Source organism: Pseudomonas nitroreducens TX1, from assembly GCF_000313755.1.
In the GTDB taxonomy this organism is placed as follows: domain Bacteria; phylum Pseudomonadota; class Gammaproteobacteria; order Pseudomonadales; family Pseudomonadaceae; genus Pseudomonas; species Pseudomonas nitroreducens_A.
Genome location: NZ_AMZB01000118.1, coordinates 1 through 23,876 on the forward strand (window position 1 = coordinate 1; position 23,876 = coordinate 23,876).

Sequence of the window (23,876 nt, forward strand, 5' to 3'; positions counted from 1 at the left end):
TTCGAAGAACTTCTGGATGTCGGCAGTCTGGAAAATCTTCACGGTCATGGTGCGATCCTCAAGTCTTGTTCTTGTTGAGTCGTACGGAACGACAATCAGCGGTCGTCGGAATGGATCGAGGACGGATGGCGGCAGAGTCCGTCGACCTCGATGTCCATGTAGGGGAACAGCGGCAGCTGCATCAGGGTGTCGTGCAGCTCCTCGACACTGGCGAGGTCGAACACGCTGTAGTTGGCGTAGTGCCCGGCAATGCGCCACAGGTGGCGCCATTTGCCTTCGCGCTGCAGGCGCTGGGCCAGTTCCTTCTCGTCGGCCTTGAGCTGGGCGGCTTTCGCCGGGTCCATGTCGACCGGCAATTTCACGGTCATCTTCACGTGGAACAGCATCGGGGGCTTCTCCTCTATCGGGCAGTCGGGAAAGGTTGCAAATCAGGTGCGGCGGAAGCGCGCCAGGCGCTCTTCGTCCAGGGTCAGGCCCAGGCCGGGGGTACGCGGTACGTGCAGTTGGAAGTCGCGGTACACCGGCGGATCGGTGACGATTTCCTCGGTGAGCAGCAGCGGACCGAACAGCTCGGTGGCCCAGGTCAGCTTTTCCAGGGTGAGGAAGGCGTGGGCCGAGGCCAGGGTCCCGACCGCACCTTCGAGCATGGTCCCGCCGTACAGCGCGATGCCGGCGGCTTCGGCGATCTGCGCGGTGCGCAGCACGGCGCGCGGGCCGCCGTTCTTGGCGATCTTCAGGGCGAAGATGCTGGCCGCGCCGTCAGCGGCGAGGCTGAAGGCATCGGCCACGCCCTCGATGGATTCGTCGGCCATGATCGGTGCCGGGCTGCGCTGGTTCAGGCGCACCTGGCCGCTGCGGTTGATCCGCGAGATGGGCTGCTCGATCAGGTCGATGCCATTCTCGCCGAGCACCTGGCAGCCACGGATAGCCTGGGATTCGTCCCAGCCCTGGTTGACGTCCACACGCACGCTGGCGCGCTCGCCCAGGGCCTGCTTGATCGCCACCACGTGCTTGAGGTCCTGCTCCAGCGGGTTGGCGCCGATCTTCAGCTTGAAGATGCGGTGACGACGGATGTCCAGCATCTGCTCGGCTTCGGCGATGTCGCGGGCGGTATCGCCGGAGGCCAGGGTCCAGGCCACTTCGAGGCTGTCGCGCACGCGACCGCCGAGCAGTTCGCTGACCGGCAGGCCGAGGCGCTTGCCCTGGGCGTCCAGCAGCGCACTCTCGATGCCCGAACGGGCGAAGGTGTTGCCCTTGATCGCCTTGTCCAGGCGCTGCATGCAGGCGTTGATGTTGCTCGCGTCCTGGCCCTTGAGCAGCGGCGCGAAGTGCGCGTCGAGGTTGGCCTTGATGCTTTCCGGGCTCTCGTTGCCGTAGGCCAGGCCGCCGATGGTGGTGGCTTCACCGATGCCCTCGACGCCGTCGGAGCAGCGCAGGCGGATGATTACCAGCGTCTGCTGCTGCATGGTGTGCATGGCCAGCTTGTGCGGGCGGATGGTCGGCAGGTCGACGATGATCGACTCGATGCGTTCGATGACGGGGCTACTCATGGACGGCGTTCCGGTCTGGGGTTTCATGGGGTGGGTGTCTTTCGATACCCAACAGGTCTTTTCACGGATACAGAAGGATTGCTTCGGGGCCTGCGGAGAGTCCAATATCGTTGCCATCTTGTTGCATACCTTGGAGGTATCATGGAGCTGAGACACCTGCGCTACTTCCGCGAAGTGGCCGGCACCCTCAACTTCACCCGCGCTGCCGAGCGCCTGCACATCGCCCAGCCACCGCTGAGCCGGCAGATCCAGCAGCTCGAGGAACTGCTCGGCGTACCCTTGCTGGAACGCGGCCGGCCGTTGCGCCTGACCGATGCCGGGCGCTACTTCCATGAGCAGACCGGCACCCTGCTTTCGCAGCTGGAAAGCATCTGCGAGAGCACCCGGCGCATCGGCCGTGGCGAGCGCCAGTGGTTCGGCATCGGCTTCGCACCCTCGACGCTGTATGACGGGCTGCCCGAATTGATCCGCGAACTGCGCGGCGACGCCGGGCTGGAGCTGGGCCTGCAGGAAATGACCACGGTGCAACAGGTCGAGGCACTGAAAAGCGGGCGCATCGACATTGGATTCGGGCGCATCCGCATCGACGATGCGGCCATTACCCAGCAGGTATTGCGCGAGGAGCCCATGGTTGCCGTGCTCCCGGCCGGGCATCGCCTGCTCGGCGCGCCGCTGAGCCTTGGGCAACTGGCCGGCGAGGACTTCGTGCTCTACCCCGCCAACCCGCGTCCCAGCTACGCCGACCATGTGCTGGCGCTGTTCGCCAATCACGGCCTGAGCGTGCGCGTGACCCAGTGGACCAACGAGCTGCAGACCGCCATCGGGCTGGTCGCCGCCGGCCTGGGCGTGGCGCTGGTGCCGGCATCGGTGCAGCAACAGCACCGCGCCGACATCGGCTACGCCACGCTGACCGACGCCGAGGCGGTCTCGCCGATCATCCTCAGCCAGCGCCGCGGCGACGTCAGCGCGCCGCTGCAACACTGCCTGAGACTGATCGGCGCGCAGCTGCCGTAAGGGCATCATCGCGGCGCCTCAGCCCAGGTCGCCGCCACCCACCGGCAGGGTCACACCGGTGATGTAGCTGGCCTCGTCGGAAGCGAGGAAGAGGATCGCGCCGACCTGTTCGTCGATGCTGCCGTAGCGCTTCATCAGGCTGCTGTCGATGGTCTGGTCGACGATCTGCTGGTACCAGAGCTTCTCCTGCTCGCTCTGCTGCGCCGCGTTGCGCGGGATGCGCCGTGGCGGCGCTTCGGTGCCGCCGGGTGCGGTGGCGTTCACCCGTACGCCGCGCTCGGCGGTCTCGAAGGCCAGGCAGGCTGTCAGCGCGTTCACCCCGCCCTTCGCCGCACCGTAGGGCACGCGGTTAACGCCACGGGTGGCGATGGACGAAACGTTGACGATGGCACCGGCGCCCTGCTCCAGCATCGGCACCAGTGCCGCGCGGCAGCACCAGAGCGTGGGGAACAGCGAGCGCCGCACCTCGGCCTCGATCTCCTCTTCGGCGTAGTGCTCGAAGGGTTTCGCCCAGATGGTGCCACCGACGTTGTTGATGAGGATATCGAGGCGGCCGAAGCGCGCGAGCGCCTGGTCGACCACGCGCTGGCAGTCGGCGAAACGCTCCAGGTCGGCAGTCAGGGTCAGCACCTCGCCGTGCTGGCCGAGGGCGTCCTGCAGTTCGTGGACGATCTCGGAGCGGTCCACGGCGATGACCCTGGCACCCTCTTCCACCAACCGCTCGGCGACGCGCCGACCGATACCCTGGGCGGCGCCGGTGACGAGGGCGATCTTGTTGTCGAAACGGGACATGACGTTCTCCTGTCAGTGCGCGGCCACGAGCCCGCCCGAAGGCTTCTCGCTGCCGCGGATGAGGGCCACGGCGACCAGCGCCAGCAGCAGGGGAGCGGCCAGCGCCAGGTAGAAACCGGCAACGCCGCCCCATTCGAGGAAGGTTCCGCCCAGGGCCGAACCGATGATGGCGCCCACCCGGCCCAGGCCGATGGCCCAGCCGGTGGCGGTGGCGCGCAGGCGGGTCGGGTAGGCGGAAACCACCAGGTAGTTGAGGGCGATCTGTTGCCCGCCGATACCCAGGCCCGCGGCCCCTACCAGCAGGAACACCAGCACCCAGTTGTCACCACTGAGCGACAGGCCGAGGCTGACCAGCACGCCCAGCGCAAACAGGCCGAGCAGCACGTTGCGGGTATTCAGGCGCGGCAGCAGGATCGACAGCGGGATGGCGCAAAGGATGAACACCGCGTTGACCGTGACGGTGCCCAGCGGCGCCTGCTCCACCGGCAGGCCGGCGGTCTTCAGCACGGTGGGCAGCCAGGAGAGGAACATGAACCAGGCCACCCAGTTGAACAGGTAGGTCAGCCAGACCGCGAGGGTGTTGCGCGCCAGCCCAGGGCCGAAAAGAGCGCGAACGCTGGTGCGGGTAGCGGCTTCCGGTACGCTGAAGCGCACGTCGTCGGCGAGCGCCCGCGAACTGATCCGCGCAAGAATGCGGCGTACCTGCGCCGTCTCGCCCGAGCGGGTGGCGAGGAACTGCAGCGACTCAGGTAGTGCAAAGTACAGCCCCACCAGCAGCACCAGCGGCAGCAGCCCACCGGCAAGGAAAATGCCCTGCCAGCCGATCAGCGGCATGACCTGGGCGGCGAGCAACCCGCCCAGCATGGCACCCGCCGGCAGGCCCAGCAGGATGCCGGTGACGATGGCACCGCGCAGGCGCGCCGGGCCGTACTCGGAGGCCAGCGCCAGCAGTACGGGCGTGGCACCGCCCATGCCGAGGCCGGCCAGGAAGCGCAGCACGAGGATCTGCTCGGCAGTGGTGGCGAAGGCCGTGGCCAGCGTGGCGAGGGCGAACAGCGCAACCGCGCCCATGACAGTGGGACGACGGCCGAAGCGGTCGCCGAACAGGCCCAGCGCCATGGCACCCAGGGCCATGCCGACGATGCCGGCGCTGAGGATGGGCGCCAGGCCGCCGGCAGACAGCTTCAGGCTCTCGATGATCGCCGGCCCCGTGTAGGCAATGGCCTGGGTATCGAAGCCATCGAAGATGGCGACCAGGAAACACAGGGCGAATACGCGCCATTGGAAGGAACTCAAGGCAGCGTGATCTATCACGTCGGGTATGTTGCACGTCTGGCTCATGTGGGTCTCCGCTGCGAGGACTACCCCTCGCTGATTGTTGTTATGCAGGCCCTGCCAGGGGCCCTGCCCGGAGGCTAGGGCGCGGTGGCGCAGAGGAAAAATACTTTGTCGGCATGCCTGCATACCCGCCGGGTATGCAGGCGTGATCCGGGCTCAGGCGGCGCTCGCCGCAAACTTCTCGTAATAGAAATTCGCCGGGGTGATGCCCTGCGCGCGGATGTACTGGCTGACCGCCTCGACCATCGGCGGCGGGCCGCAGAGGTAGAGGTCCACCTCGCCGTCGTTCAGGTGCGCGGGCTCGATGTGCTGGGTGACATAGCCCTTGCGCGGGTAATTGCTCTCCGGGCTGGCCACGCAGGCGCTCCAGGTGAAGTTGGGAATGCGCGCGGCGAAGGCTTCCAAGCGATCCATTTCCACCAGGTCGAAGTCGTGGGTGACGCCGTAGATCAGGTGCAGCGGATGCTCGCTGCCCCGTTCGGCGATCTGCTCCAGCATCGCTGTGAAGGGCGCCAGGCCCGTACCGCCGGCCAGCAGCAACAGCGGCCGCTTGATCTCGCGCAGGTAGAAGCTGCCCAGCGGGCCGGCCAGGGTCATGGCGTCGCCGGCCTTGGCCAGGCCGGTGAGGAAGCTGCTCATCAGCCCGCCCGGAACGTTGCGGATCAGGAAGCTGACTTCGCCGCCCTTCTGCAGCGAGCTGAAGGAATAGGCGCGGGTCTGTTCGCTGCCGGGCACCTGCAGATTGACGTACTGCCCGGGCAGGAAGGCCAGCTTGCTCAGGGCTTCGCCCTTGATCGACAACGAAATGGTGCTCTCGGACAGCTGGCGCACCGCGCTGATGCTGGCCTCGAAACTGGCCTGGGCGGTCTTGCAGACCTGCGAGGACGCCGGCACGCGCACCACGCAGTCGCTCTGCGCGCGCATCTGGCAGGTGAGCACGTAGCCCTGCGCGGCTTCATCTTCGGTCAGCGCGTCCTCGATGTAGTCCTGGCCCAGGTCGTAGCGACCGGCTTCGGCGAAGCACTTGCAGGTGCCGCAGGCGCCATCGCGGCAATCCAGCGGGATATTGATGCCCTGGCGGTAGGCGGCGTCGGCCACGGTCTCGCTGGGGCTGGCGTCGATGAAGCGGGTAACGCCGTCTTCGAAGTTGAGGGCGATCTTGTGGTTCATGGCGTGCACCTCGGCACCGCGCAGGCGGCGACGCGCGCGGCGAATCCACGCGCGCGACGCACTGCCCTGCCGGCTTGATCAGATGTGATAGATGTCGATGACTTGCCGTACGTAGTCGTTCTTCAACACGACCTTCTTCGCCTTCACCAACGGCTGCTCGCCACGCACGTCGAGGGTGTAGAAGCTGGTGCCGAAGTAGCTGTCGACCGTCTTGTAGCGGAAGCTCAGGGTGTGCCAGTTGAAGCGCACCTGGCACAGGCCGTTTTCCTCGCCCAGCACCTCGATGTTGCTCAGGTTGTGCGAGGTGCGGGTGTCCGGGAGAGTCGCGCTGGAGCGCTCGGTCTTGATGCGGAACACGCGGTCTTCCAGGCCGCCACGGCTGCCGTACCAGATCAGCGAGATTTCCCGCTGCGGGTCTTCGGTGAGCTGGTCGCGGTCATCCCAGGCGGGCATCCAGAAGGTGGCGTCGGCGGCGTACAGTTCCAGCCAGGCGTCCCAGTCCTTGTCATCCAGGTAGCGGGCTTCGCGGTAGAGGAAGTCGCGGACGGTCTCGTAGCGGCTCATCACACGCCCTCCTCTTTCAGCGCGATGCGCTTGGCCTGCTCGGCGGCCAGTGCGTCGATCATCGTTTGTTGCCAGTACTGGTGCTGCAGTACGAACAGGCCTTCATCCTCGGTGCGCACGCCGGAGAGCGCAGGCGCCAGGTCGATTTCCCGTGCCGCATCGTCGGCGCCCTGCACCCAGTGCTTCGCCCCGCGCGACATGTCGTTCCAGCCGCCGGCGCTGCCCTGGTAGGCCTGCTGGCAGGAGCGGAATTCCTCCAGGTCGTCCGGCGTGGCCATGCCGCTGACGTTGAAGAAGTCTTCGTACTGGCGGATACGCTGGGCGCGCGCCTCGCTGCTCTCCCCTTTGGGCGCGATGCAGTAGATGGTGATTTCGGTGCGGTTGACGTCGATGGGCCGGGCGATGCGGATCTGCGAGCTGAACTGGTCCATCAGGTAGACGTTGGGGTACAGGCAGAGGTTGCGCGAGTTCTCGATCATCCAGTCGGCGCGGGCCTGGCCATGGTCGCGGGCCAGTTCTTCGCGACGCTCGAAGGCCGGGCGCGCCTCGGGGTTGGCCCAGCGAGTCCAGAGCAGCAGGTGGCCGTGGTCGAAGGAGTAGAAACCGCCGCCCTGCTTGGCCCAGCCGCCGGCGCTCATGGTCTTCACCTCGCTTCCGGCCTCACGCTGCTGGCGCTGGTTCTGGGTGGCGGCGTAGTTCCAGTGCACGGAGCTGACGTGGTAGCCGTCGGCACCGTTCTCGGCGGTTAGCTTCCAGTTGCCTTCATAGATGTAGCTGGAGGAACCGCGCAGCACTTCCAGGCCTTCGGGGGACTGGTCGACGATCATGTCGATGATCTTCGCCGACTCGCCCAGGTGCTCCACCAGCGGCTTGACGTCGGCCTTCAGGCTGCCGAAGAGGAAGCCGCGATAGGACTCGAAGCGCGCGACTTTCGTGAGGTCGTGGGAGCCTTCGCAGTTGAAGCCTTCCGGGTAGCCGGCCTCGGCCGGGTCCTTGACCTTGAGCAGCTTGCCGGAGTTGTTGAAGGTCCAGCCGTGGAAGGGGCAGGTATAGCTGGAACGATTGCCGGACTTGTGCCGGCAGAGCATGGCGCCCTTGTGGCTGCAGGCGTTGAGGAAGGCATTGAGCTGGCCTTCCTTGTTACGCGCGATGAAGGCCGACTGGCGGCCGATCATGGTGGTCAGGAAGTCGTTCTTCTCGGGGATCTGGCTTTCATGGGCGAGGTAGACCCAGTTGCCTTCGAAGATGTGTTTCATCTCCAGGTCGAACAGGCGCGGGTCGGTGAACATCTCCCGCCGGCAGCGGTAGACGCCCTTCTCGGGGTCTTCTTCGAGCAGCGAACGCAAGTAGTCGATACCCAGGGACATGGCCGGGGCCTCCGTTGTTATTGTTCAGGCAGGCTCAGGTTATGGCTGGGTTGGCGGGGGCAATATCCGCTTTGTGCAGAGTGCTATCCGTTTTGTGCAGAGGTGTTGGAGAGACGTTACGGCAGCACGCCTTGCCGGCGTTTTTCTTGCTTGCGCTCAGGTATTTCTGCGCCGCTTCTGCGTATGCGCGGACATCTTGTTTCGCCCCCTCGGGCGAGTCACTTTCTCAAACGCGAGAAAGTAACCAAAGCGCTTGCCCCTCCATCCGGTTTTTCGCTTAGGCGAAAAATACCCTCGTTGAATCGAAGTTTCAGGGGCCCGCCGCGAAGGGCCATCCCTGGCCCATCGCGGCTCTCGCGACATCCATGTCGCTCAACCCCCGAAACTCCAATTCAACGAGGCCTCCTGAAAGGGGCGCTCCGGAGTGCGCTGGGACTTTTCTGGAAATCAGTAAAGCGAAGAGCGTGGCGTGCTCTCGTAGGAGCGGACTCCGTCCGCGATTGACTACTCGCCATGCAGGTCTCGGCAGGTCTGAGTCGACTCACCCGCGGCGTTTGAAGGTCTCCGACGGCAGCTCCCCGAACTGCTGCCGATACCCCTCGGCAAACCGCCCAAGGTGCAGGAAGCCGTAGTCCAGCGCCAGCTCGGTCACGCTGCGGACGTTGCAGGCCGGGTCCGCCAGGCAGGCGCGGATGCGCTCCAGCTTGAGACGGCGGATGTACTGGCGCGGTGTGGCGCCGGCATGGCGCTCGAACAGCGCATAGAGCGATCGCAGGCTCATGGACGCCTGCCGCGCCAGGGCCTCGACGTCGATGTCCTCGCGCAGGTGGCCTTCGATGTAGGCTTCGATGCGTTCGAAGGAAGCACTGGCACCCGCGATGGGCTCGCGGCTGACGTTGGTCTTGAGCAGGGTCAGCAGTTTGCTGGCGACTATCTGCTGGTAGTGCTCGTCTACCCGCGCCAGGCGCTCGCCGGCTTCGGACTCCTGGCAGACCATCGACAGCAGGTTGACGAAGCCTTCCAGCTCGCCCAGCCGGTAGCGGTTTTCGGTGAAGCGCACACCGGTGCGCGGAGGGTTCCAGCGCTGCTCGGCGCAGATGGCTTCGAGCAGGGTCACCGGAATCTTCAGGATGAATTTTTCGCAATCGTCCGAGTAGGTCAGGTCGACCGGATCGTCGGGGTTGATCAGCAGCAGCTCGCCCGGTGCCAGGTAGTGCTCCTGGCGCTGGCCGCGCCAGAGGCAGTGGCCGCTGAGGAGAATCTGCAGGTGGAAGATGCTCTCCAGCGCTGGCGAAGTGACGCGCACCGCGCCGCCGTAGCTGATGCGGCACAGGTCGAGGCTGGCGAAACGGCGATGATTGAGGCTGGCCCGGGGATGGCCGTGGGCCGGCAGGCGCAGGTCGTGGGTGCCTACATGCTGGTTGACGTAGCCGGACACCGCATAAGGGTCGGCGCGCTCGAACACGCGGCTGCGCTCGCTCAGCAGGCTTTGCATACAGGCACTCACTCTTGTGTGTGGCCGCGCTCTTCGTCGCGGCTCGTGCGCCCAGTCTATGCCGTGGCCCGGAATACGGGCACGGGCCGGGATGGACGGTCGTGCGGGCACTCCGGCTGCAAGGCAGGCCCGCGAATCGACTTCACCCTAGGGGCAGGCAACGGCAGGCGCAATTCGACTTGTGGCTCAGTGTCCGCCAATCGCACGCTTTCTCTACGCACTCACTGCCAGCAGGTGGTGCCGGTTCCGGTGCCGGTATTGCCACGGGTACCGGCCTGGTCGAGGGTCAGGGTCAGGCACTCCTTGTCGGCGGCCTGGGCGCCCTTGGCCGTGGCGGTCAGGGTGTAGGTGGTGGCAGTGACGTTGGAGATGGTCAGGCTGTAGTACTGCAGGCCGTTGACGTTACCGGTCATGTTCAGCGCGGCAGCGGTGCTGGCATAGGCATTGTTCTGCGAATAGTAGCGCTCCTGGCGGGCGGCCGCCTCGCTGAGCAGCGCCTGCGCTTCGACCCGGTGGCTGCGCAGCACGTAGCGCTGGTAGCTGGGGAATGCGATGGAGGCGAGGATCGCCACTATCACCACCACGATCATCACTTCGATCAGGGTGAAGCCACGCGGGTGTCGCCGGTTGTGTGTCATCGCCTACTCCTTCGCTTGGCGTCAGGGGTTGGCCGGCTGCACCTGCCAGGTGCGCCTGCCGCTCACGCTGCCAAGATTGGTGCTGATGCCGTCCAGTGTGTTGTTGGGGGTGTCCGAGTTGCCCCAGGTGTAGCCGCCGGACAGGGTGATGTCGCCACCACCGGTGATGAAGCCGGAGAGGCTGTCGAAGCGGCCATCGCCATTGAGGTCGAAGACATTGAAGTCGGTACGCCCGCCGCTTTCCGGATTGACCGCGTAGATAGCGCCGGTCAGCCCCGCCGTGCAGGTGCCGGTCTGCGGGGTGATGGTGTTGAAGATCAGGCTGGAGCCGTACAGCGTCATGTCGTAGATCATGCGCTCGCCACCCTGGGTGAAGTCGAAGTACCAGCCCCACTTGGCGACGTTGGCGTCGGCGCTGTTGCCCGAGTTGTCGTACCAGGCCACGGCGCTGGTGCTCAGGTTGTAGGTCGTCACCCCGCCCGTGGTCGAGCGGCTGAGGGTTTGCGCCTGCAGGTTGCTGCGGGTGCGCGAACCGGTCAGCGAGGAGCTGGTGGCTTCGCCGGCGGTCTTGCGATCCCAGATGCCGTAGAGACTCTGCACGCCTGTGGAGGTCTTGTCGGCCGTGACCAGGTAGCGCCCGGTGCCGAAGCTGACGATGTAGCCGATGCCGCTGGGGTGCTCGAGCAGCGAGGGCGCGGCGGTGATCGGCTGGCGCACCCCGTCCGCGTTGCGCGCCACGTACAGCGGGCTGCCGCCGAAGGACAGGGCATAGCGCGACTCGGCCGCGCTGGTGTTGAGCGGGTCGGCCGCGCCAGTGTCGATCAGGTCGAAACGCCAGAGGTTGCCCAGCAGGTCGCCGCCATAGGCGTAGTCGGCAATGCCATCGCTGTTGAGGTCGGCGACGAACAGCCGTGACAGGCCGTTGCCGACGGCATCCAGGCCGCTGGTTTCGGCGGCGGTCAGGCTTGGCGTAGCGGTGATCTTCCTCAGCAGCGCGCCGGTCTGGATGTCGATGATCAGCAGCGAGGCGGTGCTGCTGCCGGTGTCGTAGCCATTGGGTACAAGCGCCGCCCACTTGCCGTTGTGCAGGCGAGCGATGGTCGGGCGTGCGGCGGTGTAGCCCAGGCTGCTGTCGTTGTCGCTGGTGAACTCCCACAGCAACCTGGGCGAGGCCGGGTTGCTGACATCCAGGGCGAAGACCTCGCGCCCGCCGGCGCCCAGGCTGCCGAGCAGGACCTTGTGCCAGTCGGCCCCGTAATAGACATCGGCGACCACCGGGCTGCCGTCGACGAAGTAGCGGTGCTCGGTGCCCTGGTTCTGTCCGTAGTCCGAGGCGGTGAGCGCATTGAGAGCGGGAATCACCGCGCTGGGGATGAAAGCGAAGAGCTCCGCGCCGGTGCTCGCATTGAACGCGTGCAGCATGCCGTCATTGGCGCCGACATAGACGGCACCGGGCCTGCTGGCCTGGGCCGCGGCGTAAGCGGCGTACTGCGTTGTGCCTTCCAGGGCATCGGCGCGCGAGGCGAGGTAATCGCCGCCGCTGACCAGTGCTGGCGAGGAATTGATGATGTCGCCAATGAGCGAGGCTCGGGTGCGGAAGGTGCTGTTCTCTCCGCGCAGGAAGCCGACGCGGACTTGCCCGAGGTTGTCCACCACCCCGGCCACGCTGCGGTTGAGCTGAGCCTGCTGGGTGCTGGTCAGGTTGGCCCAGTTGAACGGGGTGAGCGCGCCGGCCTTGGCGAACAGGATGTTGCGCGCGCTGGGCGCGCCCAGTTGCGCCGAGGCGCGCCAGACGACGCTGCTGGTAGCGCCGCTGCCAGTGCGGGATTTCTGCCGCTTGATCACATCGCCGGTCCAGTCACTGGAGGTGAAGCTGGTGCCGTAGACGTACTGGCCGCTGTCCAGCGATTGCGAGTCGACCGCCACCGCGGTGACCGAACTGTTGAGCTGGAGGATTTCGTCGAACGCCGATTTCAGCTGGGCCGCGAGCTGGCTCGGGTCGCTGACCAGGAAGTAATTGTCCGGCACGCCATCGCCGTCGCGGTCCCAGGTGTTGAGATCGGTCTTGCCGTACTTGGCGGCGTACCACAGCGGGTCCTGGAGCGTGGTCACGGCGGTGGTCGCCGAAGGCGTGAAGTTGCGCAGGTGATAGGCCGGGCGGCTGCCGCTGAGCGCTCCGCTGCTGCCATTGAGACCGGGCAACAGCGCGCAGCTGACCGAGGCGCAATCGCCAGGAGACCGGCCCTCGGGCGTGTCGAGGCGGAAGCGGCTGCTTCCACTGCCGCCCCCGGTGACTTCCAGGTAGACGCCATCCTTGGTGGTACCGGCCATGGTGTAGCCCATGTGCGACTCGTCGCCGGCTACCGAGTATTCGGTCTGGCTGGTCACGTCCACGGTGCCGTCGCTTTTCGCCGTCACGGTGTAGCGCACGATGGCGTCCATGTCGTAGTCGCGGCCCTGGGCAGAGTCGTCGTAGACCACGCGGAAGGTGATGGACGTCAGGTTGCCGGCGCTGTCGCGGGTCAGGGTGTCGATGTAGAAGCCGGTGATCTGGCTGACCACGTTCTGGCTGACGTTCATGCTGAACGGCACCAGGCGCAGGGTGCCCTTGCTGGTCTTGATGCGGATGTTGGGCAGGGTCGAGGACAGGGCAATGGAGAAACTCTGCACCTTGTTCGCACCCGCTGTGGTGAGGGCAGTCTGGCTGCCGAAGTAGGACACCGCCGAAGCAGCATAACTGCCCTGCCGGGTCGGCTCCTCTGCCAGGCCGCGGATGGTCGCGAAGCTGCTGGCGGACTTGGCGGTGGGCGCCGAGTCGTTGGTGCTGCCGGACTGGCCGACGTTCACCGAGGCGGTGCCGCCGACCTCGCGGCTCCAAAGCGTGGCGCCGATGCTGGCAAAATCGAAGCCGATGTCGGTGGTGGGCCGGCTGTCGGTGCCCAGGCTGCTGCCGGGCACGTCGGAGTCGTAGCTGGGGTTGACGTCGCTCATCAGTGTCATGAACGGGCGGGTGCAGGACGGATAGGTGCTGTAGGGGTTGGTCCAGGAGGAGAGGCTGGAAAGGCCCAGGTTGGTATCGGCAGTGCCGGCGGCATAAGCGCTGTTGGGCGCCTTGCCCGCGTAGTAGCGCAGGGTCTCGTAGCTCATCTCGCCCAGGGGATTGCCCCAGTCGACGCACTTGCCGTTGGTCAGCGGGTTGAGGTTGTAGCCGGTGGAGTCGGTGCAGCCGGCGGAGAACACCAGGCGGTCGAGGTTGGCGACTATGCCGCTGTTGTTCACGTAGCAACGGCCGTTGAAACAGCCGGTGCCGGTGGTGGAGTCGGTCAGGAAGCGGCCCGTGGAGCTGCTGTACTCGTTGCTGAAGGATGCCGCCGCCTTGCGCACCACGCCGCCGCGCAGGTTGTTGGTGTAGGTGCCGGTGACGAGGCCGAAGTACATCTTGTCCGCCGAGCCATAGTCGTGCAGCACGCCGGTGGGTTTGTAGGCGCTGCCGTACTGGGTGCAGTTGCTCTCCAGCAGGCCGGCCACGCAGACGCGCACGCGCACGTTGAGGTCGTAGGCCGGGGTGATGCTCGCATCGCTGTTGGTGGTGCTGGTGAGGGTATTGGTGCCCTGGGCCGACTCCCGCGAGACCCAGCCCCAGATGCGGTAGGTGCCCTGCGTCTGCTGGGTGCTGGTGATGATGCGCAACCTGGGGGTTGCCGAACTGTTGTAGGCCCCCAGCGTGCCGCTCCCGATGGAGGTATTGGCGAAGAGCACGTACTTGCCGTTGGTGGGCACGCTGATCGGGGTGTAGTCGGCCAGGCTGTAGCCGTCGCGGGCGACGCTCAGGTACTCCTTGCCCCAGCTGTGCGCATCGTTGGGAATGAAGGCCCGCTCGAGCACGGTGGAGAGCGCCGTGTCGGTGGAGCGGTAGCCCCCGTAGAGCACCTTGCGCAGCACGTCCTGGCGCGACATGGTCAGGTAGTTGAGGTAGTCGCCGCTCCAGCGGCCCGTGGCGCTGGTGCACTTCTTGTTCGCCGTGGTGCTGGACGGGGCGAACGCGCCGCTGGAGGCGTCGTAGATGTAGCACTTGTAGGAGTCGAAATAGCCTGTGTAGTCGATGCCGGGCTTGTAGTAGGTGTCCAGCTGGCCGTCGCCGTCGATGTCGGAGGCGTCGTTGTAGGCCGGGAAATACAGCTTCTGGTCGCGGCCGACCACCAGCATGTTCATCGGCGGCGCGATGTTGCTGACGAACAAGGGCGTCTGCGCAAGCGAAGCCCCCCAGGCCTGGGCACCGGCCAGGCAGGACAACAGCAGGAGCAGCGTCGCGCGCAGCATTCTCATGGAGCAAACCATGGCGTCGGCATCCTTGTACGGCCAGAACGATTCACGGGATCACCAACCCGAAGGTCGAGCGCAGGCACAGCGCATCGGCGCCGCAGGCTTTGCTGGTGGCGATACCCTTGTAGGCCTGCGAGTTGACCTCGTAGTAGTAGGTGCAGCCCACCTGCCCCTTCGACAGATACGAGTTGCCACTGCCGCCGGCGCCGCCCTTGCAGTTATTGGCGATGTAGCGCAGGTACCAGCGCGCGCTGCGCAGCAGGCTGGTATTGCCGTCCATCCCGGAATACAGGTTGGAGCTGCTGAAATTCGTGGTGTAGTTGGTCGCCTGGGCGGTGAAACAGGGCGTAGTGCCGGACGTGCAATTATCCAGCGCACGGTTGCTCTTGCGCAGGCGCCCTTCCCCTTCGCGCAGGGCGGACTCGGCAGCGCTCATCAATCGCTGCTGCTCCAGGCGATTGCCGGTCATGCGCCCCTCCAGCTGCATGCCACGCATGCCGCCCACGGCGGCCAGGGTGATGAGCAACAGCATCACCAGCGCGACGAACAACACCGCGCCGCGCTGTCGGCGGCAGGACTCCCGGGTCATGGCATCAGATTCCTCAACATGCGGGTGCCGCTGACGATGCGCCGCACAGGGCCATCGCCATCGGTGCACACCTGGCTGCCGTACAGGTCCTGCCAACGCTGGCAGGTGGTGGCGGCCAGGCCACCGCTGACCGAGCCGCTACTGGCCAGCAGCAGGGCGTAGCGCAGGCTGCGCACGGTCTGGCCGCTGGCGGGCGTGGCGACGTACTGCGCAACCTGGCGATTGAACTCGTCGCTGCTGCTGTCCACCCCGAAGTCGAAGCGCACCGCCACCACGCTATCCACCAGCGTGGCGCCGTTGCAGGTCAGCTGGCCGTTGCTCAGGGTGAGCTTCTCGACCACGTTGTTGTTCGGGCTGTAGGTGCTGTAGGGCTTGTTCACCCCGGCCTTGGAGCCCAGCGAAGCGCCGGTGCAGTCGACGTCGCTGGTGTCGCGCGGCTGGTAGCGCAGGCAGATCGTGCTCGCATCGACCCGCACCAGCGCCTGGCCAGCGGCGAAGACGCAGCCGTTGCTGGTCTGCGCGGGAAACGCGGCGGTCATCCGCGAGGACGGCAGGCGCCGGTAGCCGGCTTTCGACAGGCGCTCGTCGAGCATCTGCCGGGCATAGCGTGCATTGTCCTGGTTCTGCGCCTGGCCATCGAAATACCGCGAGCGGTTCTGGCCGTCGAGGAACATCTGGGTCACGCCCAGGATCAGGAACAGGCTCAGCCCCATGGCGATCATCAGCTCGATGAGCGTCACACCGCGCTGCCCACCTGCGCTCGGGCCACGCATCTAGGGTGCCTCCCGCAGCACGTAACGGCAGATGGTGTCGTCGCCGGTGGCGCTGGCATCCAGGCACTCGCCCGCCTTTACCCGCCAGGCCAGCTGGATTTCAATGGCCGACCCGCTGCCGCTGCACGTGCTGCTGCCGTTGGTGCGGCAGACATGGAACTCGCTGGCCAGCTCCGCGGCGCCGGGCAGCGCCTGGTTCACCCGCTGTGCCCAGCACGCCAGGCGCTGGCTGGCCGTCAAGGTCGACAGTGACGCGCAACTGCCCGGAGCCGCAGGAAAGGACGCGCCGGCGGCCTTGTAGTAACCCCAACTGGCCGGCGGCACGACCTGTGCCGCACTGCCGTCCTGGGTCGAGTAGATATCCGCGCGCATCATTTCCATCAGCTCGTCCGCCAGTTCCGCGGCGTTGCTTCTGAGCAGGGTGTCCTGTGCGTAGCCGATGGTGCGTGTCTGCATCGCCAGCATGCCAAGCACCCCGACGCAGGTGACCAGCAGGGCCACCAGCACTTCGATCAGGCTGAAGCCCGCCGTACGCCGGCTCATTGCGCAGTCGCTCCCTGCAGGCTGATGTAGCCCGAAGCGGCCACCTTGATGTTGAACGCCTTGCTCGTGCCGCTGCTGGAAATGCCCAGGTCGACCGCCGCGGCGGTGCCATCGGGTTTGAACGACAGGGCATTGGCACTGCTGCTCACGCTGAGGCTGCCGGGCAGGTCCAGGCGCTGGCTCACCGATGTGCTGGTGAGCGAAACACAGGTGCTGGCGCGCACCACCACCCACTGCAGGTTGCCGCTGCTGGGGCAGAGCGTCAGGGTCTGGCGGCTGTTCACCGCATCGGCGCGGGAGGCCTGCAGCAGGCGGAAAAGCGTGGAGGCGGCACTTTGCACCCGGCTGGATTCGATCAGGTAGCGAAAGCCGGGCAAGGCCACACCGGCGAAGATCGCCAGCAGCGCAACAACCACCATCAACTCCACCAGGGAAAAGCCTTCCTGGCGTCCGGGGCCGCGCCGCAGGTTCGGGCGAGAACATGAGCATCCAACTGCACGAAGAAACATGGACTTTTCCAACGATGGTCAGGTGGCCGGGCCCCGTGTGGAGCCCCCCTTTTGGGGTGCCAGGACAAAGATTGGCTATTGGTCCGACAGCAATTTCTTCTCAGAGTTGAATCAACTTCAGCGAAACGATAGGAAATTTCGACCGCTCATTCCCACTCAGCGACCGTTCATCCCATTGACGCCAGAACAACTGACAGTACGTCGTGCTGCATAGCGCCAGAAACGCCCGCTGGCGGGACAGCCGCGACCCTGCATCGCGGCCCCCATCCGGAACGCGTGTCAGGTGGCGTCCGCGTGGCTCACCAGCCCCTTGATCACCACCGCGGCAGTGGCGATGGCGGCGGGCACCATCAGCGCCGTCAGCACCTGCTCGAAATTCCAGCCCAGGCCCAGCAGGGTGGCACCGATCCAGGCACCGAGGATGGCGCCGAAACGGCCGATACCGAGCATCCAGGACACCCCGGTGGCGCGGCCCTGGGTCGGATAGAAGCGCGCCGCCAGCGACGGCATGGCCGACTGCGCGCCGTTCACGCACATGCCGGCGGCCAGTACCAGCGTCGCCAGCAGCGCCACGGTGCCCAGGCTCTGGCCAACGCAGTAGGCGAATATCCCCGCCAGGCAGTAGAAGATCCCAATCACCTTGTGCGGATTGAAGCGGTCCATCGCCCACCCCACCGCCACCGAACTGAGCACCCCGCCAAGCTGGAACAGCGCGCCGATGAAGGCCGCCTGCTCCATGCTCGCGCCGGCGTCGCGCATCAGGGTCGGCAGCCAGCTGGTGAGCAGGTAGACGATCACCAGGCCCATGAAGTAGGTCAGCCACAGCAGCAGTGTTCCCGCGCTGTAGGTGCCGGCGAAGATAACCTTGAACACGTTGCGGCTCTGCACCGTCTTCTGCTCCGGCACGCTGAAGTCCCGCGCGGCGACCACCTCGGCCGGCGCAATGGGCGCCAGCACGCGCTTGACCTTGTCCGCGCCACGATTGCGCACCACCAGGAAACGCGCCGACTCCGGCAGCCAGACCAGCAGCACCACCGCCAGTGCCAGCGGCAGCACGCCGCCGAGCAACAGCAGACTGTGCCAGCCGTAGGCCGGAATCAGCTTGGCGGAGACGAAGCCGCCCGAGGCCATGCCCAGGTTGAAGCCGCAGAACATGCTGGTCACCAGCAGCGACTTGAGGCGCTCGGGGGTGTATTCCGAGAGTAGCGTGGTGGCGTTGGGCATCGCCGCGCCCAGGCCGATGCCGGTCAACAGGCGCAGCGCCATCAGTTGTTCGAGGTTGCTGCTGTAGGCCGAGAGCAGGCTGAACAGGCCGAAGAGGAACACCGCCACCACCAGCACGCCCTTGCGCCCGAAACGGTCCGCCAGCGGGCCGGAACCCAGGGCGCCGAACACCATGCCGATCAGCGCGGCGCTCATCACCGGGCCGAGGCTGGCGCGGTCGATGCCCCAGTCCTGGGTCAGAGCCGGGGCGATGAAGCCCATGGCAGCGGTATCCAGGCCGTCGAGGAAGACGATGAGGAAGCACAGCAGCACGATGCGGTACTGGTACAGCGACAGCGGCTGGGCGTTGATGAAGGACTGAACGTCGAGGGTGCCGGCAGCGGGCACGTATGCGGAACTGGTCATGCGAAAACTTCCTGCGAAGGCGTCGTCGCGGAAAGGCCGGCTGCATCGCCCTGCACTCCCGCAAGCTGGACAGGAATGAGGCGCGAGCCGATGGTCGCACGGACCGGCGGATGGGGCAGGCATACAGGGGCCATGGCCGACGCTCATTGTTGTTATGGCCCGTCCGGCTGGACGGGTCGAGCCACAGTACGAAGAGACGCTCAGCCGTTCAATTCGATAATCGCGCCTGTGGGCGGTTAACGAACGGGATTACGGCACCCTGCCCGTCACTGGTTAGAATGCGCGCGCAACCTGCAGATTCAGAGGAAGAAATGAACGACAACGAACGGAAATCGATCAGCAAATGGTTAGCGCTGATCCTGCGCCACAGCCCGGAAACAGCGGGCCTGACACTGGATGCCAATGGCTGGGTGACCGTCGACGAGCTCCTGCGCAAATCGGCCGACAAGGGGCATCGCTTCGACCGCGGGATGCTCGAAGAGGTCGTGGTCACCAACGACAAGCAGCGCTTCGCTTTGAGTGATGACGGCCTGCGCATCCGTGCCAACCAGGGCCATTCGGTCAACGTCGACCTGCAACTGGAACCTTGCGAGCCGCCGGAAGTGCTCTACCACGGTACGATTCCCGCCTCACTGGCGGCGATCATCCGTGACGGCCTGAAACCGATGAGCCGCCAGCACGTCCACTTGAGCGCCGACCGCGAGACAGCCAATCGTGTTGGCTCGCGTCGCGGCAAGCCGACCCTCCTCGTGGTGCGCAGCGGCCAGATGTGGCGCGACGGCCACCGCTTCTATCGCTCGGCCAATGGCGTGTGGCTGGCGGACGCCGTACCGCCCGCCTATCTGGAACAGCGCTGAGCGAAGCTCAATGGAACAGCCGCGTACCCAGCTCGCGGCTGGCTTCGAGCAGCACCGGCAGAAAGCGCGTTTCCAGCTCCTGGCGCGACACACGGCCAGCATGGGTGCCGACGTTCAGCGCAGCCAGTACCTGGCCGGCGGAATCCTTCAGCGGCACGGCGATGGAACGCAGGCCGACCTCCAGCTCCTGGTCGATGATCACCCACCCCTGCTGGCGAATCTCGGCGATGCTTGCACGAAGCATTTCCGGGGTGTGCACGGTGCGGCTGGTCTTCACCTGCAGGTCGGCGTGGGCCAGGTAGTCCTCGAGCGCGTCGTCGTTCAGCCCCGCGAGCAGGATGCGGCCCATGGAGGTGCAGTAGGCCGGCAGGCGGCTGCCGACGCTCAGGTCCACCGAAATCAGGCGCTGCGGCGTGGCCGAACGGGCGATGTAGAGAATCTCGTCGCCTTCCAGCGTGGCCATCGAGCAGGCCTCGTGCAACTGTTCGCTGAGGCGGTCGAGGATCGGCTGGGCAGTGACCGCCAGCGGTGTCGAGGACAGATAGGCGTGGCCGAGGGTCAGCACCTTGGGCAGCAGCGAATAAGTGCGGCCATCGGAAGTCACATAGCCGAGCTTCATCAGCGTATGCAGGCAACGGCGCACGGCGGCGCGGGGGATCTCGGTACGGTGGCTGATCTGCGCAATGGTCAGGTGACGCTTGCGCTCCTGGAACGCGTGGATCACCGCCAGGCCGCGGGCCAGGGAGGTCATGAAGTTCGGGTCACCGGTGAACGCCTCGATGCGCTTGGCGGGCGAAGCGATGATTGGCGGCGCGAGGGGTGGCAGGCTGGCACGGGGGGCGTCGGTCATTGTTGTTGTCCTGGCAGGCGAATGCCGGGCGATTATCGACACGCACGGGCGATTATCGCAACACGAATGACCGATTATCGAACGGAGCTTAGCGCTTGCCGGGGAGGTCGCCTGCACGGCTCATCCCTCTCCCCCGCCCTGGCTGCGCGCCCCGCTCGGAAGGGAGAGGGAGCCGCCCGTGCCAACGGACGCCATGGTTTCAGCCGATGCCGATCCAGTCCCCTCTCCCTTCAGGGAGAGGGCAAGCCCCCACAGCAGGCTAACGGACGGCGTAGGAGCGGGCTCCGTCCGCGATGGTTTTCCACGCGCACAACGGCGTCGAGGATTCGTTCGCGAGCACGCTCGCTCCTACGAAGAGCGCAACGGTGCCGGCCTGCAGGAGCGAGCTTGCTCGCGAACAACCCAGCACTGGGAATCCTCAGAGCGGCTCCAGCTTCAACTGCCGCAACCGGCTCAGCGTGCGCGAGAAGTCCAACGCTGCCCCACCCGCCGCCAGGTCCTCCAGCGACACCGTGGCGAACAGCTGCAGCTTGAGCTGGCGGTCATAGGCGATGTCGATGAAGTTGAGGAAACGCATGCTCACATCCGGCGGATAGTTCGCCAACGGGCCGAGGCCGCTCACCGCCATGCGCGGGTAATGCTCGATCAGCCACAGGTAGTCACTGGCCGAGCGCGGGCGTTCGAACATTTCGCTGAAATCCATCCACGCACAATGATCGTCGTGGGCGTGCACCTTCAGCGGGTGATGATTGACGCTCAGCACCTCGTCGAACTTCGCGTCCGCCGCCAGTCCCAGCCGAGAGCCGATCAGATCACGGTCATCGGCGCGCGCGGGCCAGAGGAAGCTGCCCCACTCTTCCAGCGATGTGCTGTGCTCGCGGTAGTCCTGCCCGGCATCCACGGAGATCACGTCGAAGCGTTTCTCGATCAGCTCGATGGCCGGGCGGAAGCGCTCGCGGTACAGCGGGTTCGGACAGAGGTTTTCCGGCTCGTAGTTGGACGTACAGACCAGGCCTACGCCTTCATCCACCAGCACCCTCAGCATCCGCCCCAGCAGCATGGCGTCGCCGATGTCGTGCACATGGAATTCGTCGAAGCACAGCAGCCTGGTTTCTTCGGCGATGGCGCGGGCCACGCGCACCAGTGGGTCGGACTGCCCGGTGATCGCCAGCATGCGCGACTGCAGTTCCTGCAGGAAGGCATGGAAGTGCACGCGGCGCTTGGCCTGGGTCGGCGCGGCGGCGAAGAACTGGTCCATGACAAAGCTCTTGCCGCGCCCTACCCCACCCCAGAGGTAGACGCCCGCCACCGGCTTGCGCAGGAAGCCGTGGCGCCCGGCGAGGAAGTCGTCGAGCCAGGTGGCGAGGTGGCCCACCGCTGTGACCTGTGCATCGTCCGCCCGATAGCCGCGCTCATCGAGCGCGGCGGCAAAGTGCCGCCGGACGCGGTCGGCGACCGGTTCGGCGGATGTTTCCTGGAGTCGTGTGTCAGAAGTCAAAGAACACCGTTTCCGCATTTCCCTGGACGCGGATATCAAACCGATAAGCGAGCCTCCCGTCCACCTCGCAACGCTTTGCAATGAGGGTTTGCCGACGTTCGGGCTGCTCGATGCGGTTGAGCACCGGGTCCACCGCGTTCGCCTGCGCCTCGTCTTCGAAGTACAGGCGGGTCTGCAGATGAATGTTGATGCCACGGGCAAACAGCGAGACGTTGACGTGCGGCGCCATGGGAACGCCCGAGGCGTTCTTTACCACTCCGGGCTTGATGGTCCGCACCTGCCACTCACCGGCGTCGAAGGTGGTGGCTGTCCGCCCGAAACCGTTGAAGGGCTTTTCCAGGTCGTAGGCAGCGTCATACACGCCTTCGTGATTTGCCTGCCACAGCTCCAGGAACGAATCGCGGATCAGGTGGCCGTTGCCGTCGTAGACGTGGCCAATCAGCAAAATGTGTTCGCCGGGCGCGCCGGGCTTGGCCATTTCACTCCAGATTTCCTGGTCACGGGTCGGGTTGCCGGCGGCCGCCAGCGCAAGGCCGATGTGCACGTAGGGGCCGGCAGTCTGCGAAGGGGTTTCCGACAGCAGTTCAATGGGCATGGTCGGTCCTCCTCACTTGTTCTCGAAATGGGTCTTGCGCTGGCCGCGCAGCACGATGTCGAAGCGGTAGGCCAGGCAATCCATGGGATTGGCGTTGCCCATGTCCAGCTTGGCGATCAGGGTTTGCACCGCGTCCGGATTGGCGATGGACTTGACGATGGGGCACATCGGGATCAGCGGGTCACCCTCGAAGTACAGCTGGGTTATCAGCCGGGTGGAGATCGACGGGCCGCTGATGGAGAAGTGCACGTGCGCCGGGCGCCAGTCGTTCGGACCGTTGCCCCACGGGTAGGGACCGGGCTTGATGGTGCGGAAGATGTAGCGCCCTTCGCTGTCGGTCAGCGCGCGGCCGACACCGCCGAAGTTCGGGTCCAGCGGCGCCAGGTAGCGGTCGTTCTTGTGGCGATAGCGGCCGCCGGCGTTGGCCTGCCACATCTCCACCAGGGTATGCGGCACGGGCTTGCCGTACTGGTCCATGACCCGGCCGGAAATCAGGATGCGCTCGCCGATCGGCAGGCCACCGTTGTTGAAGTTGAGCAGCAGGTCGTTGTCGTGCTCGCCCATCTTCAGGTGCGAGAAGTCCGGGCCGCTGGTTTCGGAGATCGACTGCGGAATGCTCACCAGCGCCTGGCGCGGGGAGCGGGTGATAGACGTCTTGTAGTCGGGCGTGAGGGCTTTGGGGTGCCAGTTTCGGTCACGAATGACGAAGCGGCTGTTCTCCGCGTCGGACATGTCGGTCTCCTCTTGTTGGATTTATCGGAGCCTGTTGCATCAGGCAGTGCGACGGAGTGTCGCCCGCCCCCGCCCACGCCGAAAATTGAAAAGATGCCCGAAAACCATAACCAAATGGTTATGGATAACTTCCCTCTCGATACGCTTCCCCGACTTCCCGCAGCACCTCCAGGCACCAGTGCGCGCCCAGGGAAAGCGGCAGCGTGGAATTGCTGCACACCCCCACTGAACCGCCCGGTTCCTGTACATCCAGCGGCAATTCGACCATCTCGCCGGAGCGCAGGTCCAGCCGCACCGAATCCAGCGGGGCGATCCACAGCGCATCGCTGCTCAGCACATAACGGCGGCTGAGTACGGTGGACAGGGTTTCCAGGCGGCGGCGCGGCTGGCCCAGGCCGCTCTGCACCAGCAGGCTGTCGGCGGACTTGCGGATGGTGGTACCGGCCAGCGGCAGCACCAGCGGCCAGTCGTCCAGCGCCGAGGGAGGCAGCGGACGCCCCACCAGCGGGTGCCCGGCGCGAGCCACCAGGGTCATGGACTCGCTGTACAGGTGCTCGAAGGCCAGGCCCTGGATCTGCGGGCTTTCGGTCATGCGGCCGACCACCAGGTCCAGCTCACCCACCCGCAGTTGCGAGAGCAGATGCGCACTTGGCCCGGTGACCACACTGACCACCAGCGCCGGGTGGCGCTCGTGCAGGCGCCGCACCGTCTCCGGCATCAGCAGGCTTTCCACGGTGGAAAGCACGCCCAGGCGCACCGTACTGGAGGCGTATTCGCCGCCACGCAGGCTGTTCACCCCGTCACGCAGCGCCTGCACGCACGGGCCGGCATAACGCAGGAAGGCCACCCCCGCCTCGGTCAGGCTGGAGCCGCTCTTGCCGCGCTCGAACAAGCTGGCTTCAAGCAGGTCCTCCAGCTCCCGGAGCGTCTTCGAGATGGCCGGCTGGCTCACCGCCAGGGCGTCCGCCGCGCGGGCCAGGCTGCCCTGCCGCGCCACTTCGAGGAAACACACCAGGTGACGGAACTTGATACGCGAATCGATATTCATGG

General features: G+C 65.9%; 22 protein-coding genes. 2 read left to right on the forward strand and 20 right to left on the reverse strand.

Annotation, left to right across the window (positions count from 1 at the left end; genetic code table 11):
- Window positions 1–95: 95 nt before the first annotated feature.
- Window positions 96–386 (reverse strand): muconolactone Delta-isomerase, encoded by a 291-nt coding sequence (gene catC / locus C167_RS0116845; protein WP_017519458.1) that lies wholly within the window; start codon window positions 384–386, stop codon window positions 96–98.
- Window positions 387–428: 42 nt separating this feature from the next.
- Entirely contained in the window at window positions 429–1,550 is a 1,122-nt protein-coding gene (locus C167_RS0116850) for a muconate cycloisomerase family protein (RefSeq protein WP_017519459.1), read from the reverse strand.
- A 141-nt stretch (window positions 1,551–1,691) separates the two neighbouring features.
- On the opposite strand from C167_RS0116850, the gene C167_RS0116860 reads away from it, so the two are divergent.
- Entirely contained in the window at window positions 1,692–2,564 is an 873-nt protein-coding gene (locus C167_RS0116860; protein WP_017519461.1) for a LysR family transcriptional regulator, read from the forward strand.
- A gap of 18 nt (window positions 2,565–2,582) precedes the next feature.
- Here C167_RS0116860 and C167_RS0116865 read toward each other — a convergent pair whose 3' ends face one another.
- The 13 genes from C167_RS0116865 to C167_RS0116925 all read right to left on the reverse strand — a co-directional run bounded on the left by C167_RS0116865 (window position 2,583) and on the right by C167_RS0116925 (window position 18,294).
- Window positions 2,583–3,356: a 1,6-dihydroxycyclohexa-2,4-diene-1-carboxylate dehydrogenase gene (locus C167_RS0116865; RefSeq protein WP_017519462.1), complete on the reverse strand. Its 774-nt coding sequence runs from the start codon at window positions 3,354–3,356 to the stop codon at window positions 2,583–2,585.
- 12 nt (window positions 3,357–3,368) lie between these two features.
- Window positions 3,369–4,697: an MFS transporter gene (locus tag C167_RS0116870; protein ID WP_017519463.1), complete on the reverse strand. Its 1,329-nt coding sequence runs from the start codon at window positions 4,695–4,697 to the stop codon at window positions 3,369–3,371.
- Window positions 4,698–4,850: 153 nt separating this feature from the next.
- Window positions 4,851–5,864: a benzoate 1,2-dioxygenase electron transfer component BenC gene (benC, locus tag C167_RS0116875; RefSeq protein WP_017519464.1), complete on the reverse strand. Its 1,014-nt coding sequence runs from the start codon at window positions 5,862–5,864 to the stop codon at window positions 4,851–4,853.
- 78 nt (window positions 5,865–5,942) lie between these two features.
- Window positions 5,943–6,428 carry a benzoate 1,2-dioxygenase small subunit gene (benB, locus tag C167_RS0116880; protein ID WP_017519465.1) on the reverse strand — a complete coding sequence of 162 codons (486 nt, stop codon included), beginning with the start codon at window positions 6,426–6,428 and terminating at the stop codon, window positions 5,943–5,945.
- Complete coding sequence (gene benA, locus C167_RS0116885; protein ID WP_017519466.1) at window positions 6,428–7,795, reverse strand: benzoate 1,2-dioxygenase large subunit; 1,368 nt, start codon at window positions 7,793–7,795, stop codon at window positions 6,428–6,430. Before benA ends, benB begins: the two co-directional genes overlap by 1 nt.
- Window positions 7,796–8,336: 541 nt before the next feature.
- Window positions 8,337–9,290: an AraC family transcriptional regulator gene (locus C167_RS0116890; RefSeq protein ID WP_017519467.1), complete on the reverse strand. Its 954-nt coding sequence runs from the start codon at window positions 9,288–9,290 to the stop codon at window positions 8,337–8,339.
- Between the two features lie 221 nt (window positions 9,291–9,511).
- Complete coding sequence (locus C167_RS0116895) at window positions 9,512–9,928, reverse strand: type IV pilin protein (protein ID WP_017519468.1); 417 nt, start codon at window positions 9,926–9,928, stop codon at window positions 9,512–9,514.
- Window positions 9,929–9,949: 21 nt separating this feature from the next.
- Window positions 9,950–14,254, reverse strand: coding sequence for a pilus assembly protein (locus C167_RS0116900; protein WP_100227285.1), 4,305 nt, complete (start codon window positions 14,252–14,254; stop codon window positions 9,950–9,952).
- Between the two features lie 43 nt (window positions 14,255–14,297).
- Window positions 14,298–14,840: a pilus assembly PilX family protein gene (locus C167_RS33335; RefSeq protein ID WP_017519470.1), complete on the reverse strand. Its 543-nt coding sequence runs from the start codon at window positions 14,838–14,840 to the stop codon at window positions 14,298–14,300.
- Window positions 14,837–15,613, reverse strand: a complete 777-nt coding sequence (locus C167_RS0116910) for a PilW family protein (RefSeq protein ID WP_017519471.1) — start codon at window positions 15,611–15,613, stop codon at window positions 14,837–14,839. The genes C167_RS33335 and C167_RS0116910 overlap by 4 nt, the downstream gene beginning before the upstream one ends.
- A complete protein-coding gene (gene pilV / locus C167_RS0116915) occupies window positions 15,614–16,156 on the reverse strand; it encodes a type IV pilus modification protein PilV (RefSeq protein ID WP_017519472.1) in 543 nt (180 codons plus the stop codon).
- Window positions 16,153–16,665, reverse strand: coding sequence for a GspH/FimT family pseudopilin (locus C167_RS32665; RefSeq protein ID WP_081596687.1), 513 nt, complete (start codon window positions 16,663–16,665; stop codon window positions 16,153–16,155). The genes pilV and C167_RS32665 overlap by 4 nt, the downstream gene beginning before the upstream one ends.
- Window positions 16,666–16,944: 279 nt before the next feature.
- Window positions 16,945–18,294, reverse strand: a complete 1,350-nt coding sequence (locus C167_RS0116925; protein ID WP_017519474.1) for an MFS transporter — start codon at window positions 18,292–18,294, stop codon at window positions 16,945–16,947.
- 311 nt (window positions 18,295–18,605) lie between these two features.
- Between C167_RS0116925 and C167_RS0116930 the strand changes: the two genes are divergently transcribed.
- Window positions 18,606–19,151, forward strand: coding sequence for an RNA 2'-phosphotransferase (locus C167_RS0116930; protein ID WP_017519475.1), 546 nt, complete (start codon window positions 18,606–18,608; stop codon window positions 19,149–19,151).
- A 7-nt stretch (window positions 19,152–19,158) separates the two neighbouring features.
- Here the strand turns inward: C167_RS0116930 and C167_RS0116935 are convergent, their stop codons facing one another.
- From C167_RS0116935 to pcaQ, 5 genes are all read right to left on the reverse strand, one after another.
- Window positions 19,159–20,001, reverse strand: coding sequence for an IclR family transcriptional regulator (locus C167_RS0116935; protein ID WP_017519476.1), 843 nt, complete (start codon window positions 19,999–20,001; stop codon window positions 19,159–19,161).
- A 418-nt stretch (window positions 20,002–20,419) separates the two neighbouring features.
- A complete protein-coding gene (gene zapE / locus C167_RS0116940; RefSeq protein WP_026079117.1) occupies window positions 20,420–21,499 on the reverse strand; it encodes a cell division protein ZapE in 1,080 nt (359 codons plus the stop codon).
- On the reverse strand, window positions 21,489–22,094 hold the full coding sequence (pcaG, locus tag C167_RS0116945; RefSeq protein ID WP_017519478.1) for a protocatechuate 3,4-dioxygenase subunit alpha: 606 nt from the start codon (window positions 22,092–22,094) through the stop codon (window positions 21,489–21,491). Before pcaG ends, zapE begins: the two co-directional genes overlap by 11 nt.
- A 12-nt stretch (window positions 22,095–22,106) precedes the next feature.
- Complete coding sequence (gene pcaH / locus C167_RS0116950) at window positions 22,107–22,826, reverse strand: protocatechuate 3,4-dioxygenase subunit beta (RefSeq protein WP_017519479.1); 720 nt, start codon at window positions 22,824–22,826, stop codon at window positions 22,107–22,109.
- 118 nt (window positions 22,827–22,944) lie between these two features.
- A complete protein-coding gene (gene pcaQ / locus C167_RS0116955) occupies window positions 22,945–23,874 on the reverse strand; it encodes a pca operon transcription factor PcaQ (protein WP_017519480.1) in 930 nt (309 codons plus the stop codon).
- Between the last annotated feature and the right edge of the window lie 2 nt (window positions 23,875–23,876).